General features: G+C 69.6%; 14 protein-coding genes. 9 read left to right on the plus strand and 5 right to left on the minus strand.

The features are described from left to right. On the minus strand, positions 1 to 2,574 hold the full coding sequence (locus tag AB0959_RS31185; protein ID WP_366830002.1) for a DUF262 domain-containing protein: 2,574 nt from the start codon (positions 2,572 to 2,574) through the stop codon (positions 1 to 3). A gap of 101 nt (positions 2,575 to 2,675) precedes the next feature. Between AB0959_RS31185 and AB0959_RS31190 the strand changes: the two genes are divergently transcribed. Continuing rightward, positions 2,676 to 4,859: a UvrD-helicase domain-containing protein gene (locus AB0959_RS31190; RefSeq protein WP_366830003.1), complete on the plus strand. Its 2,184-nt coding sequence runs from the start codon at positions 2,676 to 2,678 to the stop codon at positions 4,857 to 4,859. A 113-nt stretch (positions 4,860 to 4,972) separates the two neighbouring features. Here the strand turns inward: AB0959_RS31190 and msrB are convergent, their stop codons facing one another. The 4 genes from msrB to AB0959_RS31210 all read right to left on the minus strand — a co-directional run bounded on the left by msrB (position 4,973) and on the right by AB0959_RS31210 (position 8,369). After that, positions 4,973 to 5,380 (minus strand): peptide-methionine (R)-S-oxide reductase MsrB, encoded by a 408-nt coding sequence (gene msrB / locus AB0959_RS31195; protein ID WP_366830004.1) that lies wholly within the window; start codon positions 5,378 to 5,380, stop codon positions 4,973 to 4,975. Between the two features lie 13 nt (positions 5,381 to 5,393). Then, positions 5,394 to 6,782 (minus strand): UDP-N-acetylmuramate--L-alanine ligase, encoded by a 1,389-nt coding sequence (gene murC, locus AB0959_RS31200; RefSeq protein ID WP_366830005.1) that lies wholly within the window; start codon positions 6,780 to 6,782, stop codon positions 5,394 to 5,396. Positions 6,783 to 6,996: 214 nt separating this feature from the next. Then, positions 6,997 to 7,470 carry an indole-3-glycerol phosphate synthase gene (locus AB0959_RS31205; RefSeq protein WP_366830006.1) on the minus strand — a complete coding sequence of 158 codons (474 nt, stop codon included), beginning with the start codon at positions 7,468 to 7,470 and terminating at the stop codon, positions 6,997 to 6,999. 104 nt (positions 7,471 to 7,574) lie between these two features. Then, on the minus strand, positions 7,575 to 8,369 hold the full coding sequence (locus AB0959_RS31210) for a pyrimidine reductase family protein (protein WP_366830007.1): 795 nt from the start codon (positions 8,367 to 8,369) through the stop codon (positions 7,575 to 7,577). A gap of 37 nt (positions 8,370 to 8,406) precedes the next feature. On the opposite strand from AB0959_RS31210, the gene zapE reads away from it, so the two are divergent. From zapE to AB0959_RS31250, 8 genes are all read left to right on the plus strand, one after another. After that, positions 8,407 to 9,516, plus strand: a complete 1,110-nt coding sequence (gene zapE, locus AB0959_RS31215) for a cell division protein ZapE (RefSeq protein ID WP_366830008.1) — start codon at positions 8,407 to 8,409, stop codon at positions 9,514 to 9,516. A gap of 524 nt (positions 9,517 to 10,040) precedes the next feature. Continuing rightward, positions 10,041 to 10,361, plus strand: coding sequence for a hypothetical protein (locus tag AB0959_RS31220; RefSeq protein ID WP_366830009.1), 321 nt, complete (start codon positions 10,041 to 10,043; stop codon positions 10,359 to 10,361). Positions 10,362 to 10,441: 80 nt separating this feature from the next. Next, positions 10,442 to 11,023 carry a carbonic anhydrase gene (locus tag AB0959_RS31225; RefSeq protein ID WP_366830010.1) on the plus strand — a complete coding sequence of 194 codons (582 nt, stop codon included), beginning with the start codon at positions 10,442 to 10,444 and terminating at the stop codon, positions 11,021 to 11,023. A 14-nt stretch (positions 11,024 to 11,037) separates the two neighbouring features. Then, positions 11,038 to 12,507: a SulP family inorganic anion transporter gene (locus AB0959_RS31230; protein WP_366830011.1), complete on the plus strand. Its 1,470-nt coding sequence runs from the start codon at positions 11,038 to 11,040 to the stop codon at positions 12,505 to 12,507. A 343-nt stretch (positions 12,508 to 12,850) separates the two neighbouring features. Continuing rightward, positions 12,851 to 13,738: a slipin family protein gene (locus tag AB0959_RS31235; protein ID WP_366830012.1), complete on the plus strand. Its 888-nt coding sequence runs from the start codon at positions 12,851 to 12,853 to the stop codon at positions 13,736 to 13,738. 88 nt (positions 13,739 to 13,826) lie between these two features. After that, complete coding sequence (locus AB0959_RS31240) at positions 13,827 to 15,224, plus strand: PhoX family protein (protein WP_366830013.1); 1,398 nt, start codon at positions 13,827 to 13,829, stop codon at positions 15,222 to 15,224. Positions 15,225 to 15,309: 85 nt separating this feature from the next. Then, positions 15,310 to 16,827 (plus strand): FAD-dependent oxidoreductase, encoded by a 1,518-nt coding sequence (locus AB0959_RS31245; RefSeq protein WP_366830014.1) that lies wholly within the window; start codon positions 15,310 to 15,312, stop codon positions 16,825 to 16,827. Between the two features lie 49 nt (positions 16,828 to 16,876). Beyond that, positions 16,877 to 17,062: a hypothetical protein gene (locus AB0959_RS31250; RefSeq protein ID WP_366830015.1), complete on the plus strand. Its 186-nt coding sequence runs from the start codon at positions 16,877 to 16,879 to the stop codon at positions 17,060 to 17,062. Positions 17,063 to 17,089 lie beyond the last annotated feature (27 nt).

Below are 17,089 nucleotides of genomic sequence, written 5' to 3' on the forward strand. Positions count from 1 at the left end.
TCAGTCGTCTGCCGACACGGGCCGACGGGCTTCCGACAAGGCGACCGTATGCACGAACCATTCCAGAACCACACAGATCTCCTCGCTGTGGCCAGCGAAGACCTCCACCGGGAAGGACGGACGAAGGTCGAGCTTCGCCTCGGCGAGATCGATGCCATCGATCTTGTTCAGCCTGGTCATCAGCTCGCGTCGAAGGGGCTCGTCGTCGAAGGGCGGCCGTAGCTTCAGGTGCTGGAAGACGGCCTCGACCGTACCCGTGACCGGATAGATCGCCAGCGGCCACAGCTTCCGCGATTCCAGTGCACCGCCGACATCGAGATTCGGGAAGCAGCTTGTCTCGCTTGCCTTGCCGTACGCGCGGTAGCCGCCCTGCTGCTCCCAGAACCGCAGTGCGCCCAGCACCCCCTCGACGGTCTCCGGTGTCTGGTTGTCACGCAGTTGCGCTTCGAAGCGGGCAGCGGCCGTCTGCTGTTCGTCATCCGGATCGTGAGTCGGCGAGATCTCGTCGGAGACCTCCTTGCCGAGGAGGGTGGCCAGGTCCCCGCTGGTTAGCCGATGGGAGCGGCGGGCTCGGCGGGAGGTGTCGAAAGGGACGCCCTCCGCTTCCAGAAGGGTCTGCGGGTCACCCGGATGCTCATCGCCGGTCCAGTGCAAGCCCTCGGAGACACGGCCATCGGCTGTCAGCACCCGGTAGGCGCCGTGCAGTCCCGGCTTGGACGCCAAGTGGCTGCCGACCCCGACAGCGTGCGTACCGATCAGCGCGGCGACATCTCCATACGTTGTCCACGTCCCCGCCGGCATGGCCAGGAGTGCGGCCCGCAGCTCCTTCCAGCCCGCCCACTCGTCGTGGGCATGGACCATTCCTTCGACAGGGCCGGGCCACAACCGCACCGCCCGCTCGGTCAGTTCATCGGCCCGCGCGAGGATTTCCTTCCTGCCCCACCTCTCCTGTGCCGCGATCCCCTGGTTCATACGAAGGGCACTGGAATCTAGGATTTCCTGCTTGCGACGGAAGGGATGGTTCGAAAGCCGTGCGTTGTCCGCGGAGAGTGTGAGATTGCCCAGCGTGTGGACGAGCAGCGCATGCAGTTCGTCCGAGCTCTCGTCGTCCTCGGCCTCCTCGGCCAGCAGGTCGAACCATTGCTGTGCGGGGCTCTGGGGCAGCACATGCTCCACGGTGAGTTTCGCCTTGGCATAGTCGACCGGCTCGCTCGAGCGGTAGCTCTCCTCCAGCCTGCGCAGCACTTGGAACCGCTGATTGCTGCGGCCGGTCTTGTAGAAGGGCCGGTCACGGATCGCCTCACGGACGGCCTCGTCTCCCGGCCATACACGCGCCCCCGTCTTGTTCCTCGACAGGAACCGGCGGACGGCTTCTGCCGGGGAGCCGTCCTTCTCCAGCTCTTTCGGAAGCTCCATGAAGACCCGATTGCTGCCGGTTGTGGAGAGCCCGGCGAACAGGCGCCGGACCATATAGCTCTCGGCGTACGCCAGCGCCGTTGCCGCCTCGTGCGCGGTGGCCTGTCCGGTGTCGACCAGGTCGAGCAGGTGGAGGGCCAGAGGGTAGTGGGTCTGACCACCCCACCGGGTCAGTCGCTCCAGCGCTTCACGCAACTCCGGGTCCCCCTCAAGCCCGGGCTCCAAGATCCGCCTCAGCCGTCCGGCCCGCTGGGCAAGCGCTTCGATCTCGGCCTGAAGCGCCGACTCGTCTCCGCTCAGCGGCTCCAGGCGCTTCTTCTGGTCACGGTAGATCTCGCTCTGTTTGGCCCGGCTGTTGCCACCCACGACCAGGTCGAGCCAGACAAGCAGTTCGAGGTTCTCCGGGCCGAGCTGTTCCTGCATGGGCAGCCAGAGATTGCGGTACACCGACTCGCCACGGGTCGGCAGATACATGAAGAGGTAGTTGCGGAGCAGATCGCTCTGGCTCAGACCCACGCCGGTGTTGTTAATCGACTCGAAGATCCGGTAGACGTTGTCGCCCTCGGCAGCGGTGATCTCAACGATGGACAGCAGGCTACTCAACACCGTCTCCACGGCGTCCGTCCACACCTCGCCACCGCTCTCCTCACCCGCGGCAAGGGCGCCCAGGAAGAACCGGTAGGCGGCACCGACGTTTCCAGGTCCTCCGGCCTTCGGCGATGACTCGATACAGGCAGTGAAGGCATCCCGGTCCGCCTGAGTCGGCAGCAGGCGGTAGTGGTCCTCGCCATCCCGATAGCTGTTGACCAGCAGGAGATCGTGGATACGAGCGGCCTTCTTGTCCACCCCCCGCTCCCGATGGCGATCCCGCAACGCCGTGAAGGCGAGCATCAGCGTGGTGAGCCGCTGCTGACCGTCGACAACAAGCCAGCGCTGCATGCCACCTGCGGTGATCCGCCCCGGAGCCAGGACCACGGAGCCCAGGAAGTGAGCGGTCGGCGGCCTGCCCTCCACCTGGTCCTCGACCAGTTCCAGTACGTCATCCCACAGCTGTTGCAGTTCGTCCCGCTGCCAGCTGTAGGTGCGCTGGTAAAGCGGAACCTGGAACTGCTTCTCGCCCTGCACAAGTTTGCTGAACGTGGTTTCCTGAGCGTGCACGCGCCTGTTCTCCCCCAACGTGTACCGGACCCAATCACCATACTTGCCGAAACGGGTACGGTGATCAGGAGAACTGACGGACGGCACAGGCGGGGGCGCTGATGGCGACGCTGGGAATCCACAAGGACTTCCTGCTGGAGTTCGCCAAGTTGGAAAAGCCGGTCCAGAAGCGAGTCCACGAAGTGTTCGACAAGTTCCGGGAGCACCGCCACGCGGGACTGCATCTCGAGAAGCTCGAGAAGGCGCGCGACCCTCGCATCCGGACCATCCGCATCAACCAGTTCATGCGCGGTGTCGTCCTCGCTCCCGAGTCGGGGGACAGCTTCCTGCTGCTCAAGGTCATGCCGCACGACGACGCCATCGCGTGGGCCGTCAAGCACCGTGCCACCATCAATTCGGCGACGCACGGCATCGAACTGCGCAACGACGTGGCCCTGGAGCGCGCGACCGCCGGCGTGCAGCACCTCGCGTCGGCGGACACCGAACGCCTCTTCAAACACGTCAGCGACAAGGACCTGACCCGGCTGGGGATCGACGCCGACCTCCTGCCTCTCGTAAGGCATCTCGGCACTGAGGCCCATCTCGACGCGCTCCGGAAAATCCTTCCCGAGCAACAACACGACGTACTGGCCGGCCTCGCCGCCGGACTGGAGCCGGAGGACGTATGGCGAGAGGTGGTCCTGGTTCAACTGGAGCATGCCTCGCCAAGCGTCTCCCAACAGATCAGTGTCGTTGCGGGTGGTGACGAGCCGGCCTCATCAACGGCCCACGACGAGCTGTCCCTTGCCATGGCCCGCTCCCAGGGGAGGATCGCACTTGTCTCGGGGCCCGACGAGCTAATGGAGATCCTGGCCAAACCCTTCGATGCATGGCGGGTTTTCCTGCACCCGAGCCAGCGGCGCGTAGCCTACCGGCCCACGTACAACGGGCCCGCTCGTGTGACCGGCGGTCCGGGCACAGGAAAGACAGTGGTTGCCCTGCACCGTGCGCTGCATCTGGCACGGAGGTTGCCGAGTGACGCCGCGGACGAGTCGATCCTGCTGACCACGTACACCCGGGATCTCGCCGCCGACCTCCGGAACAACCTGGAACTACTGATTCCCGACGCGCAGCTGCGGGGGAAGATCCGCGTCATTAATGTGGACGCGCTGGCCAACGAAATCGTGCGGGCCGCCCACAAAGCCCCGTTGAAGATCGTCGCTGGCCAGAAGGAGATCACCGCGCGCTGGGCACGCATCGCCCGCCGACTCGGTGTCGACTTCACCGATGTCTTCCTCGACCAGGAGTGGCGGCACGTCGTTCTCGCGCAGGATCTCCGCTCCCCCGAGGCATATCTCAAAGCGTCGCGTGCCGGCCGCGGGGCCGCCCTCAGTCCCCTGAAGCGCGCCCAGGTATGGCGTGCGGTCGAAGCCTTCCGCAATGAACTGCGCCAGGCCGACGAGTGGACCTTTCTCCAAGTGTGCGCGGAGGCTGCCCGTCTCCTCGATGAGCAGGACGACATACCTCCCTACCGGCATGTGGTGATCGACGAAGCGCAGGATCTTCACCCCGCGCAGTGGCGGCTCCTGCGAGCCCTGGTCTCCCCCGGACCCGATGATCTGTTCATCGCGGGTGACACCCATCAGCGAATCTACGGAAACAGGGTGTCGCTGCGCAGTCTCGGGGTCTCAGTAACCGGGCGCTCAACCCGTCTGCGCATCAACTACCGCACCACACAGGAGATCCTGGCCTGGTCCACGGCCCTCCTCACCGGAGAGCGGGTCGACGACATGGATGGCGGGAACGAGGACCTCATCGGATACCGGTCCACTCTGCACGGCGCACAACCACAGACGAGCGGTGCCGACAGCAAGCCCGAGGAGATCGCGGGTGTGGTGGCCCAGATCACCGGGTGGGTGGAAACCGGCGTGGCGCCGCGCGACATCGGCGTCGCCGTGCGCTTCATCCAGCTGGGCAAGGACATCGCACAGGCTCTGGGGCAAGCCGGGCTGCCGGCCACTGTTCTCGGCACGTCGACAGCGGCGGGTGACGGTGTCCGTATCGGGACGATGCATCGTATGAAAGGGCTGGAATTCCGTTGCATGGCTGTGGCCGGTGTGAACGACGGAACAGTCCCCCTGCGCAGCGCAGTCACTGCGGAAGAGATCGACCCCCAGCAGCACCGTGAGGACCTGCTGGGCGAACTGAGTCTGCTGTTCGTTGCCTGCACCCGGGCCCGCGAGGCGCTGCGCGTCTCCTGGCACGGCAGCAGCAGTCCTTTTCTTTCCGCGGTCAGCGCCGGGTAACTGCCCATTGCTTCATGCGAGAGGGTGGTCCTGCGTGGAGGACCACCCCCAAGCTCACACGAACAGAGGAAGTTCGTTACCCCTGCGCGCCCGCCAGGCACGAGCTCTCGGGCTCAGCCCTCGTCCTCCGCCAGCCGCAGCGAGATGCTGTTGATGCAGTACCGCTGGTCGGTCGGCGTCGCGTACCCCTCGCCCTCGAAGACGTGCCCGAGATGCGACCCGCAGCGGGCGCACCGGACCTCCGTGCGCACCATGCCGTGGGAGCGGTCCTCCAGCACTTCCACGGCGTCCGAGTCCTTCGGGTCGTAGAAGCTCGGCCAGCCGCAGTGGGAGGCGAACTTGGTCTCCGAGGTGAACAGTTCGGCGCCGCAGGCCCGGCAGGAGTAGACGCCCTTGGCCTTGGTGTCGGTGTACTCACCGGTGAAGGCGGGCTCCGTGCCGGCCTGGCGCAGGACCGCGTACTCCGCCGGGGTCAGCTCGGCGCGCCACTGCTCGTCCGGCTTCTCGATGTCGTACGACATGAAGCTCAACCCCTCACTTCGACAGGTGGTCCAGGATCAGCGGGCCCAGGTCCGTGACGTCACCCGCGCCCATGGTGAGAACGAGATCACCCGCCTTCGCCATTCCCGCGACCACCGACGGCGCCGCGTCCTTGTCGTGGACGGCCGTGACGTCCGCGCCCGCGGCCCGCGCCGCGTCGATGATCAGTTCGCTGGTGACGCCGGGGATCGGGTCCTCGCGGGCCGGGTAGATGTCGAGGACGACCGAGGCGTCCGCCAGGGCCAGGGACTGGCCCATCTCCTTGCCCAGCTCCTGGGTGCGGGAGAACAGATGGGGCTGGAACAGCACCAGGATGCGGGCCTCGCCGGCGGCGCCGCGCATCGCCTCCAGGTCCGCCGTCATCTCCGTGGGGTGGTGGGCGTAGGAGTCGATGACCTGCACGCCCGCGGCCTCGCCCTTCAGCTGGAGGCGGCGCTTGACGCCCGTGTACGCGGCCAGGGCCGGGGCGAGCTCCGCGGCCGGGACGCCGAGGGCCGCGCCCGCCGCCAGCGCGGCCACCGCGTTGAGTGCGTAGTGGCGCCCGGGGACCGAGACCGCGAAGGTGAGCTCCACGCCGTCCAGGACCGCGGTGACCTGGCTCTTCAGCCCCTGCGGGACGATCGACAGGACGCGTACGTCGGCGTCCTCGGCCTCCCCGTACGTCACCGTCCTCACCGTGCCGGCCAGCCGCCGCGTCAGCTCCCGCGCGCCCTCGTGGTCCGCGGAGATCACCAGCGTGCCGCCGGGGACGATCCGGCCCGCGAACGTCTCGAAGGACTCGTAGATCTCGTCCATGGAGGCGTAGTTGGCGTGGTGGTCGAGCTCGACGTTGAGGACGATGGCGACCTCGGGTGCGTACTTGTGGAAGCTGCGGTCCGATTCGTCCGCCTCGGCGACGAAGATCTCGCCGTCGCCGTGCAGGGCGTTGGAGCCGGGGGCGTCGAGGTCGCCGCCGATCGCGTACGACGGCCGAAGGCCCAGCTCCCGCAGCGACACGGCGAGCATCGAGGTCGTGGTGGTCTTGCCGTGGGTGCCCGCGACCGCGATCGGACGCAGGCCCTCCATCAGAGCGGCCAGCGCGTCCGAGCGGTGGACCACGGGGATGCCGAGCTCTGCCGCGCGGGCCAGCTCCGGGTTGTCGGCGCGGATCGCCGAGGACACGACCACACAGCTCGCGTCGTCCGCCAGGTGCTCCGCCGCGTGCCCGATGTGCACCGTGGCGCCCAGCGCACGCAGTGCCTCGGCGGTCGCGGACTCCTTGGCGTCACTGCCCGCGACCTTCGCCCCGCGCTGCGCGAGGATCTTCGCGATCCCCGACATCCCGGCCCCGCCGATCCCGATGAAGTGCGGCCGGCCCATGGCGGAGGGAAGTCCGGGTGCCATGCGTGTTTCTCCCAAGGGTGCGTACGGTGATCAGGACGCCCTGCGGTGAGGGTCACCCCCAGCCTATTGCGTAGGCAATGGCGCATTGACCCGCCCAGGGCCACCCCCATCCACCTCAGGGGCGCGGGGAACTGCGCGACCAGCCACAACAAACCCGCACCCGACAACCAACAAGCACCCCAACGGCGCCCACCGCCCAACCCAAGCGGAGCGGCTACGCCTTACTGTGCGAGAACAGCTTCAGCACCGGCACCCCCACCTTGTGCCGCGCCCGAGACGCCCAGTCCCGATGGAAGAACTCCTCCACGTAGTGGGGATCGGTCAGCACGATGACCTCATCCGCCCGCACCTCGTCCACCAGCGACTTCAGCGCGTCCAGCGGATGATCCTCGATCAACCGCCCCTCCGCCCCCTGCCCCGCCCCACGCAGGGCCTGCAAGGACACCTCCAGGGCCCGCTCCCCGGGCTCCCGCGCCTCCTCCCCCTCGGGGGTCTCACGCTCACGGGTGGCCTCGTCCAGCTCGCCCAGGGCGAGGTCGTCGACGGCCCGCAGCAGGCGGTCCGCCTGGTCGCCGCGGGGCTGGAGCAGCACGTGGAACGAGACGGCCTCGTCGCCGTGCAGGGTGGTGACGAACTCCACGTCGGCGGACGTCAGGGCCTTCTCGATCATCAAAACGCTCGTGAACACGGCAGGCGCCCTTCTCCTTCTGTGACGAGGACCGGGAGTTCCAGTGTGCCCAGCGGAACCGAAACAGAACGGCACGTCGCACGCTCAGTCCCGGCCGCGGCCCTTCAGGTTCGACGGTAACGACTGAACAGGAACCCGGCCTCCTCCAGGAGGGACACGAGTTCGAAGCGCTTGGGTACGGCGACGGAGGGGCCCCCGGCGATGCGCTGCGCGTCCCCGGCCGTCAGCATCGGGGCGACCGTGAGACACATCTCGTCCAGTACGCCCGCCGCCACCAGCTGGCCCAGCAGACGCGGGCCGCCCTCGGTGAGCAGCCGGGTGTGCCCCAGGTCGGCGAGGGCGCGGACGGCCCGGGCGGGCTCCACCCCCATGCCGTCCCCGGCGATCACGACCCGGACGCCGGCCTTCTCGGCGGTGGCCACCCGGTCGGGTGCCGCCGCGGCGCCGGTCAGCAGGAGCGTGGGGACCAGGGGCGAGGCGAAGAGGGGAAGCGAGAAGTCGAGGTCCAGGCTCGCGCTCACCACGGCGACGGCGGGCGCGGGGCCCTGTCCGGCGGCCTCCCTGCGCGCCGCGAAGGCCTCGCGTGCGCGCGCCGGACGGTAACCCTCCTGGCGCACGGTCTCGGCGCCCACGAGCACCACGTCCGCGAGCCCCCGCAGCGTGCCGAAGATCCGCATGTCGGCCGCGGTGGAGATGGGCTGGGAGCGGCCGTCGTGCTGGGCGGCCCCGTCGAGGGTGGAGACCATGTTGGCGCGCAGCCAGGCCTCGGGGGCACCCCCGGACGCCGGCGGGTAGGCGTACGCCTCGGCCAGTTCGTCGAGGCTCCACTCATGCTCGGCGGACGCGCCTGGGAGCCGTCGGATCGCTGTCTCTTCGGTCACAGGGAACAGGCGTCGCATGTCGTGCAGTGTGGCACGGCCCTTAGACTCGGTAACCGTGTCGTCGTCGCCCTCCACCACCGTGTCCGGAACCGATCGCATACCCGAAGCGGTCCCAGTGTCCCTGTGCGCCCGCGAGCCGCACGTCCCCGCGGACCGGCTGGTCGCCGAGATGGTGCCGCCGCCCCGGTTCGACTCGGTGCGCTTCGACACGTACATCCCGGACCCGCACCAGCCCAGCCAGACGGAGGCCGTCCGGGTGCTGAGCGGCTTCGCGGCGGGGCTCGGCGGCGCGCCCGCGGGCGGCTCGGGCGGCAGGCGCGGTTTCTTCGGCTTCGGCAAGCCGCGGAAGAAGATCCCCACCGGCCCGCGCGGTGTCTACCTCGACGGCGGCTACGGCGTCGGCAAGACCCACCTGCTGGCCTCCCTCTGGCACGCGACCCCGGCCGAGCCCGAGCTGAAGGCCTTCGGCACGTTCGTGGAGCTGACGAACCTGGTCGGCGCGCTCGGTTTCCAGAAGACGGTCCAGACCCTGTCCGGACACCGTCTGCTGTGCATCGACGAGTTCGAGCTGGACGACCCCGGCGACACCGTCCTGGTCTCGACCCTGCTCGGCAAGCTCGTCGACGCGGGTGTCGCGCTCGCCGCCACGTCGAACACCCTGCCGGGCAAGCTCGGTGAGGGCCGGTTCGCGGCGGCCGACTTCCTGCGCGAGATCCAGGGGCTGTCCGCGCACTTCCGCGCCCTGCGCATCGACGGCGAGGACTACCGCCACCGCGGGCTGCCCGAGGCCCCGGCGCCGTACTCCGAGGAGCAGGTCACCAAGGCCGCGTACGCCACCGGGGGCGCCTCGCTCGACGAGTTCCCGCAGCTCCTCGACCACCTGGCGCGCGTCCACCCGAGCCGTTACGGCGCCCTCACGGACGACCTGAAGGCCGTGTGCCTCACCGGTGTGCAGCCCGTTCCGGACCAGTCGACCGCCCTGCGGCTCGTCGTGCTCGCCGACCGGCTGTACGACCGCGAGGTGCCGGTCCTCGCCTCGGGGCTGCCGTTCGACCAGCTGTTCAGCGAGGAGATGCTGAACGGCGGCTACCGCAAGAAGTACTTCCGGGCCATCTCCCGCCTGACCGCGCTCGCCCGCGACGCCAAGGGGCTCGTCGAGCACTGAGCGGGCGGCCGGACACGGGACCGCCATACGCCAGGCCGCCGTGCGCCAGACCCCCGTACGCGGGATCGTCACGCGCGGGACGGTCGCGTCCCCCATCGCCCCGCGCGGGCTCCGTCACACGCTGAACCAGGCGCACAGCCTCACGCGCCCACCGAACACCACACCAGGCCGCACCCCGCCGCACCCGGCCACCCCCGGCCAAACCGCACAGGCCACCCCCGGCCACGCCACGCCCTGCCGCACGCCACGCCGAGGGCGCGTACGCACTGAACTCCAGCAGGTCAAGGGCCAGTTCCAGCCAACGCTGCCTTGCTTTTCAGGCTCTCTTCAGCATGAAACGTTAAGTTAACCCTGCAAACAACTTTGCCGGGTTAACGTTCTTCTTGACCCGCCGTTGACCATCTGTTGACGCGCCGAAAAGACCGCCAGCTATCGAGGGGAGGCACATGTTGCAAGGTAAGACGGCTCGAACCGTGGTTGTGCTCCTCGCAGCCGTCCTGCTGTGCCTCCCTTTCTTCACACCCATGGCGTCCTTCGCATCCGCGCACATCGCCCGCGACACCAAGGTCAACGCCGCGCCCGGAAAGGTACTCACGGGTAAGGCTCTGCGCGACGAGGTCGTCACCCACCGCAAGTGCGACCACGAGGGGGACCCGATCGTCCCCCTGCCCAGGAACGACCGGCATCGCACGGCCGACTCGGTGCCCCAGGCACCCGAGCGTCCGCTGCTGGAGGCGGATCCGGCGTCCGCTCACGAGCCCGTCGCCCGCACCACGCCTCACCACGGGGCGGCGAGATCACGGACGGCCCACACCCCGGCCGCACTCCAGGTCTTCCGCTGCTGAGCAGCAGAGTCCTTTCCCCCCACACTCTGTCTTGTCCACCCCGACGCGCCACCATGACGCGCCAGGAGGAGTCACTCACCATGCAGCCCCTCATCGACAACGCCCGTACGTTCGGACAGCGCCCTGAGGAGTTCGCCGGGCTGGCCGACGGCCAGTCCCCCCAAGTCCTGTTCGTCACGTGCTCGGACTCCCGGGTCGTCCCCGCCCTGATCACGGGCGCCCGGCCCGGCGAGCTCTTCGAACTGCGCACCGCGGGCAACGTCGTGCCCGCGTACGCCTCCGACCGCTGCACCGGCGAGGCGGCCACCATCGAGTACGCCGTGGAGGTCCTCGGCGTGCAGGACATCGTGGTCTGCGGTCACTCGCACTGCGGTGCGATCGGCGCGCTGGTGCGCGGCGACGACCTGACGGCCGTACCCGCCGTACAGGAGTGGCTCGCGCACGCCGCGGACGAGCCCAAGTGCGACGACCCGTCGGACCCCACGGTCGCGGACGCCGTGCAGAACCACGTCCTGGCGCAGCTGCTGCGGCTGCGCTCCTACCCGTGCATCGAACAGCGTCTGACGGCGGGTCGGCTCCGCCTGCGGGGCTGGTACTACGAAGTGCACACCGGGGCCGTGCGCGAACACCGCGCGGACACCGACTCGTTCGAGTCTCTGTGAGCGGGGGAACGACCGTGCTGACCAAGTTCCCTTACCTGAGGCAGGACTTCGCCGCCTCGCTCGTCGTGTTCCTCGTCGCCCTCCCGCTGTGCGTGGGCGTCGCCGTCGCCTCCGGGGTCCCGGCAGAGCTCGGACTTGTCACCGGCATCGTGGGCGGCCTGGTCACCGGCTTCTTGCGAGGCAGCAGCCTCCAGGTGTCCGGGCCGGCCGCCGGAATGACCGTGCTGGTCTTCGAGGCGGTCAACGAGTTCGGGCTGCCCGCGCTCGGCGTCATCGTGCTGGCCGCCGGACTGCTCCAGCTCGCCATGGGCGCCCTGAAGCTGGGCCGCTGGTTCCGGGCGATATCCGTGTCCGTCGTCGAAGGCATGCTGGCCGGCATCGGGCTCGTCATCATCGCGGGCCAGCTGTACGCGGCGGCCGGGCTGAAGGCCCCCGCCTCCGGTCTCGACAAGATCGCCGGGCTGCCCGGCGCGGCCGCCGACGCCCTCGGCAGCACCGAGGCACTGGCCTCGCTCGCGATCGGCGCGGGCACCATCGCCGTGATGGTGCTGTGGAAGCGGCTGCCGAAGAAGGCGCAGACCGTGCCCGGCGCTCTCGCCGCGGTGCTCCTGGCCACCCTCGCCTCCCTCGGCTTCAGCCTTCCCGTCGCCACGGTCGAGGTGAAGGGTCTGCTGGACTCCATCCAGCCGCCCGGCTTCGAGGCCTTCGGCGAGCTGGCGAACGTGAGCATCATCGGCACGATCATCGCGTTCACGCTGATCGCGTCCGCCGAGTCGCTGTTCAGCGCCGCGGCCGTGGACCGGCTGCACGACGGGCCGCGCACCGAGTACGACAAGGAGCTGATGGCCCAGGGCGCGGGCAACGCGGTGTGCGGTGCGCTCGGCGCGCTGCCGATGACCGCGGTGATCGTGCGCAGCTCGGCCAACGTCGCGGCGGGCGCGAGGACGAAGGCCTCCCGGGTTCTGCACGGCGTCTGGCTGCTGCTCTTCGCCGCGCTGCTGCCGTCCACGCTGGCGCTCATCCCGATCCCGGCCCTCGCGGGCATCCTCGTCCACGCCGGCTGGAAGCTGATCCCCTTCCGGGGGATCGTGGGCCTGTGGCGGACGCACCGGGGTGAGGCGCTGATCCTGGTGGTCACCGCCGTGTCGATCGTCGCGGTGAACATGTTCGAGGGCGTCCTCATCGGCCTCGCCCTCTCGGTCGTCAAGACCGCGTGGGAGGCCTCGCACATCAAGCTGGAGGTCATCGACAAGGGCGCCGGACCCATCCAGGCGTACCTGTCGGGCAACGCGACCTTCCTGCGGCTGCCGAAGATCCTCGACAGCCTGGAGGCCCTGCCTCAGGACCGCCCGATCGAGGTGGACCTCTCCGGTCTCCACCACCTCGACCACGCCTGCCGCACGGCCCTGGAGAACTGGGCCGAGCGCCACAGCACGCCGGACACCGAGCCGGTGAGGGTGACGTCGGAGACGGCGAGCCTGTAGGTCTTTTTTGGGGGATGGGGCTGCCGGTGACGCTGTTGCGCACCGGCAGCCCCATCCCCTTTGGGCATCTCGTCTGCCGGGTGCTGTGTGTGAGCGGCTGCGGGTGCATGGTGGCTGGTCGCGCAGTTCCTCGCGCCCCTGTCGCGCAGTTCCCCGCGCCCCTGAGGACTCGGGGCGCGCCCGAGGCTTTCAAGGGGCGCGGGGAACTGCGCGACCAGCCACAACGAATCCGCAGCCGCCCACCGACCCGCAGGCCTCTCCCCTCCCCTCCAAGCCGTCGCAGGCATATCGTGGTATTCGCGGCAAATCCGACCGCATGAACGACGGCCGAAAGGGGGTCGTCATGATCGAGGCCCTGGTGAGCGCAGCCGTAGCGGTGGGCTGCGCCGGAGCGGTGTACTTCGCGGCGGCCGCACGGGTCGTCAAGCAGTACGAGCGCGGCGTGGTACTCCGGCTCGGACAGTTGCTCGGACAGCCCCGTGCGCCCGGTTTCACCATGGTGATCCCCGGCGTCGACCGCCTCCGCAAGGTCAACATGCAGATCGTGACGCTGCCGATTCCCGCACAGGAGGGCATCACCCGGGACAATGTGACCGTACGCGTCGACGCGGTCGTGTACTTCAGGGTCCACGACGCGGTCAGCGCCGTCATCAACGTGGAGGACTACCGCTTCGCCGTCTCCCAGATGGCCCAGACCTCCCTCCGCTCGATCATCGGCAAGAGCGACCTCGACGATCTGCTGTCGAACCGCGAGAAACTCAACCAGGGGCTGGAGCTGATGATCGACAGTCCGGCCGTGGGCTGGGGCGTCCAGGTCGACCGCGTCGAGATCAAGGACGTGTCGCTGCCGGAGTCCATGAAGCGTTCGATGGCCCGCCAGGCCGAGGCCGACCGTGAGCGAAGGGCCCGCATCATCAACGCGGACGCGGAGTTCCAGGCGTCGAAGAAGCTCGCCGAGGCGGCCCAGCAGATGGCCGACACCCCATCGGCGCTCCAGCTCCGCCTGCTCCAGACCGTGGTGGCGGTCGCGGCCGAGAAGAACTCCACGCTCGTCCTGCCCTTCCCCGTGGAACTGCTCCGGTTCCTGGAGCGCGCACACCAGGAGCAGCCGCCCGAGACACAGCATCCCGAGACACAGCTTCGCGAGACGCGGCGCCCCGACGGGCGGCCGCCCGAGGTCACCCCGCTGCGGCCCGAGGCTGACGGAGTGACGCCACCGCGTAAGGAGTGAGACCTTCTACACGCGTGGTTCACGGGACCTGACCCGCGTGATACACACAGGCGGGTCACATCCTGTCCGCCAACAGGAAGGTCCCTCCATGTCAGTGACACGACGTCAGCTGATGGCCCGCTCCGGTGCTCTGGGAGCGGGCATCGCGTTCACCGGCGCCCTCTCCGAACTCTTCGCGGGCACGGCCGCCGCGCAGAGCGGCCTGGGCCACTCCGGTTACGGCCCGCTGGTCCCCGACCCGGACGGTCTGCTCGACCTGCCGAAGGGATTCCGCTACAAGGTCCTGTCCCGCGAGGGCGACCCGCTCCGCTCCGGCGAGGGCCAGGTGCCCAGCAACCACGACGGCATGTCCGCCTTCGCCGGCAGACACGGTCACGTCCACCTGGTCCGCAACCACGAGAACCGCGTCACCGGCCGCATCGGCGTTCCCACGGTCGAGGGCCTGACGTACGACCCGATGGGCAAGGGCGGTTGCACGGCCCTGACGCTCGACCGGCGGGGCGACGTCGTCGCCGAGCGCGTCGCGATCGCCGGTACCGCCGTCAACTGCGCGGGCGGACCCACGCCTTGGGGCACCTGGCTGACCTGCGAGGAGACCGAGGACAAGGCGGGCACCAACGGCTACACCAAGGACCACGGCTTCATCTTCGAGGTCGACCCCGCGGACCCGCACCGCAGCGGCGCCGTACCGCTCACCGCGATGGGCCGCTTCCAGCACGAGGCGATCGCCGTCGACCCGCGCCGGGGCGTGGTCTACGAGACCGAGGACGCCTTCGAGAAGCCCTTCGGACTCTTCTACCGGTTCCTCCCCCACAAGCCGCGGGGCGGGCTCGGCTCCCTGCGCGCGGGCGGCCACCTCCAGGCGATGCGCGTGCCCGGCGTACGGGACCTCTCCACGATCCAGGAGACCGGCGCGACCTTCGACGACATCGAATGGGTGGACGTCCCCGACCCGCTCGCCGCGCAGACCCCCATCCGTTTCCAGGACTTCGGTCCCCAGGGCATCACGCACGCGCAGAAGCTGGAGGGCTGCTACTGGGGCGGCACGAGCGTGTACTTCGTCTCGTCCTTCGCGCGCAGCGCGGACGGCTCGGCCGCGGACCACTACGGCCAGATCTGGCGCTACGACCCGGCCCGGCGCCGCCTCACCCTGGTGATCGTCTTCGGCCCGGGCACCGACGTCCAGCTCCCGGGCGAGTCCCCCGACAACATCTGCCTCGCCCCCAGCGGGGGCCTGATGGTCTGCGAGGACGGCAACGGCGCCCAGCACGTCTTCGGCGTGACCCGCCGCGGCGAGGTCTACGCGATGGCCCGCAACGCCCAGGTGATCACATCAGCCGCTACCGCGGCGGGCGGCACCACCGAGCAACCGGAGTGGGGCGAGTTCGCCGGCATCACCTTCTCCCCGGACGGCGACACGATGTACGTCAACTGCTACACCCCGGGCACGACGTTCGCGGTGACGGGCCCATGGCGCCGCACCTGACCTGCTGACCTCCGCGTCCCGTAAGGGGCGCGGGGCTGTGACACCCCACACCGATTGCCCCGCAGGACCTGGGTACTCGGCCGACATGGACGAAACGCGGGGCTCGTACTGGATGGAGACCGCGCCGACGAAACCGTACCCGCCCCTGGGCGAGGACCTCACCGTCGACGTGGCCGTCATGGGCGCGGGAATCGCCGGCCTCAGCACCGCCTGGGAGCTCGCCCGGCAAGGGCGCAGCGTGGCCGTGCTGGAGGCCGGGCGGGTCGTCGGTGGAGTGACCGGCCGGAGCTCCGCCAAGGTGAGCGCCCTGCACACGCTCGCGTACGGACGGTTGCCGCGGACCCGGGGGGTCGAGGGAGCACGGCTGTACGCGCGCTCACAGCTCGCAGCCGTCGACCGGGCCGCGGAGATCATCGGCGAGCTGGGCGCGGACTGCGAGTGGGAGCGCAGGAGCGCGTACACGTACGCACAGAGCCCCGAGCGCGTGGACGACATCCGTACGGAGGCCGAGGCGGCGCGGGAGGCCGGGCTGCCCGCCGAGTACGTGGCCGGGACGGAGACGGGGTTGCCGTATCCCGTCGAGGGCGCCGTGCGCGTCACCGGGCAGGCCCAGTTCCATCCCCGGAAGTACCTGCTGGCACTCGTCGAGGACCTGACCCGGCGCGGCGGGCTCCTCTTCGAGCACACGCCCGTCGTCGGCCTTGAGGAGGGCGAGCCCTGCCGCGTCACCAGCGAGGGCGGCGCGAGCGTGACCGCGCGTGACGTCGTCGTCGCCACGCACTACCCCGTCTTCGACCGGGCCCTTCTCTTCACGCGGCTCTCCCCTCGCCGCGAGCTGGTGGTGGCCGGGACGATCGACGCGGGCCAGGACCCGGACGGCATGTACATCACGCCGGACGAGGGACTCCGCTCCGTGCGCACCGCGCCGCACGACGGGGACGGCAAACGGCTCCTCCTCGTCACCGGCGAGGCCTTCACCCCCGGCACCGGCGACCCGGCCGAACGCTTCGAGCGGCTCTCCGACTGGGCCCGCGAGCACTTCCCGGGCGTCGACCTGACCTACGGCTGGGCCACCCAGGACAACGACTCCACCGACACCGTGCCCCTCGTCGGCCTTCTGCACCCGGGCGCCCGGCACACGTACGTCGCCACCGGCTTCGGAGGCTGGGGCATCAGCGGCGGCATCATGGCGGGCCGGCTCCTCGCCGGCCTCGTCACCGGCGACCGGCCGCCGTGGGCCGACCTGTACGATCCGCGCCGCGTGCGCTCCGCGGTGCGCGAGGCACCGGCGTTCCTGCGCCACCAGGCCAACGTCGTACGGCACTTCGTCGCCGACCGCGTCCACCACGTCAAGGACGTCGACGAGATCCCGCCGGGCGAGGGAGGCGTCGTCCGCGTCCACGGCAAGCACTGCGCCGTCCACCGCGACGACAACGGCACCCTCCATGCCCTGTCCGCCCGCTGCACCCACCTCGGCTGTCTCGTCGCCTTCAACTCCGCCGAGCACACCTGGGAATGCCCCTGCCACGGTTCCCGCTTCGACATCGACGGCAAGGTCGTCCAGGGCCCGGCGACCCGCCCCCTGGACCAACGGGAGCTGTGAGCCGCGACTCGGTCCGGGTCTCCCCGGCGGACCCGCCTACGCTGGACACATGAGTGACGGCGACTACTGCACGATCAGGGCGGAGGACACGCGTCCGCCCAGGGCCGACGGCCCGCCCTACGCCGAGTGCGTGCTGTGCCGGGAGCCCACGGAGTACCCGGAGTCGTACAAGGGCGTCACGCTCTGCCCGGTCTGCGAGTGGCGGGAGGCGGAGCGAACGGCCTGCTCGGGGTGACCGGGACACCGGGACCGGACGTGGGTG

Source organism: Streptomyces sp. NPDC046862, assembly GCF_040704615.1.
Lineage (GTDB): Bacteria > Actinomycetota > Actinomycetes > Streptomycetales > Streptomycetaceae > Streptomyces.

Excerpts from the sequence above, each read along its gene's own strand:
- AB0959_RS31190 (WP_366830003.1), top strand. The coding sequence starts at position 2,676 with ATGGCGACGCTGGGAATCCACAAGGACTTCCTGCTGGAGTTCGCCAAG.
- AB0959_RS31245 (WP_366830014.1), top strand. The coding sequence starts at position 15,310 with ATGGACGAAACGCGGGGCTCGTACTGGATGGAGACCGCGCCGACGAAA.
- AB0959_RS31210 (WP_366830007.1), bottom strand. The coding sequence starts at position 8,369 with ATGCGACGCCTGTTCCCTGTGACCGAAGAGACAGCGATCCGACGGCTC.
- AB0959_RS31235 (WP_366830012.1), top strand. The coding sequence starts at position 12,851 with ATGATCGAGGCCCTGGTGAGCGCAGCCGTAGCGGTGGGCTGCGCCGGA.
- msrB (WP_366830004.1), bottom strand. The coding sequence starts at position 5,380 with ATGTCGTACGACATCGAGAAGCCGGACGAGCAGTGGCGCGCCGAGCTG.
- murC (WP_366830005.1), bottom strand. The coding sequence starts at position 6,782 with ATGGCACCCGGACTTCCCTCCGCCATGGGCCGGCCGCACTTCATCGGG.
- AB0959_RS31220 (WP_366830009.1), top strand. The coding sequence starts at position 10,041 with ATGGCGTCCTTCGCATCCGCGCACATCGCCCGCGACACCAAGGTCAAC.
- AB0959_RS31240 (WP_366830013.1), top strand. The coding sequence starts at position 13,827 with ATGTCAGTGACACGACGTCAGCTGATGGCCCGCTCCGGTGCTCTGGGA.
- AB0959_RS31225 (WP_366830010.1), top strand. The coding sequence starts at position 10,442 with ATGCAGCCCCTCATCGACAACGCCCGTACGTTCGGACAGCGCCCTGAG.
- AB0959_RS31250 (WP_366830015.1), top strand. The coding sequence starts at position 16,877 with ATGAGTGACGGCGACTACTGCACGATCAGGGCGGAGGACACGCGTCCG.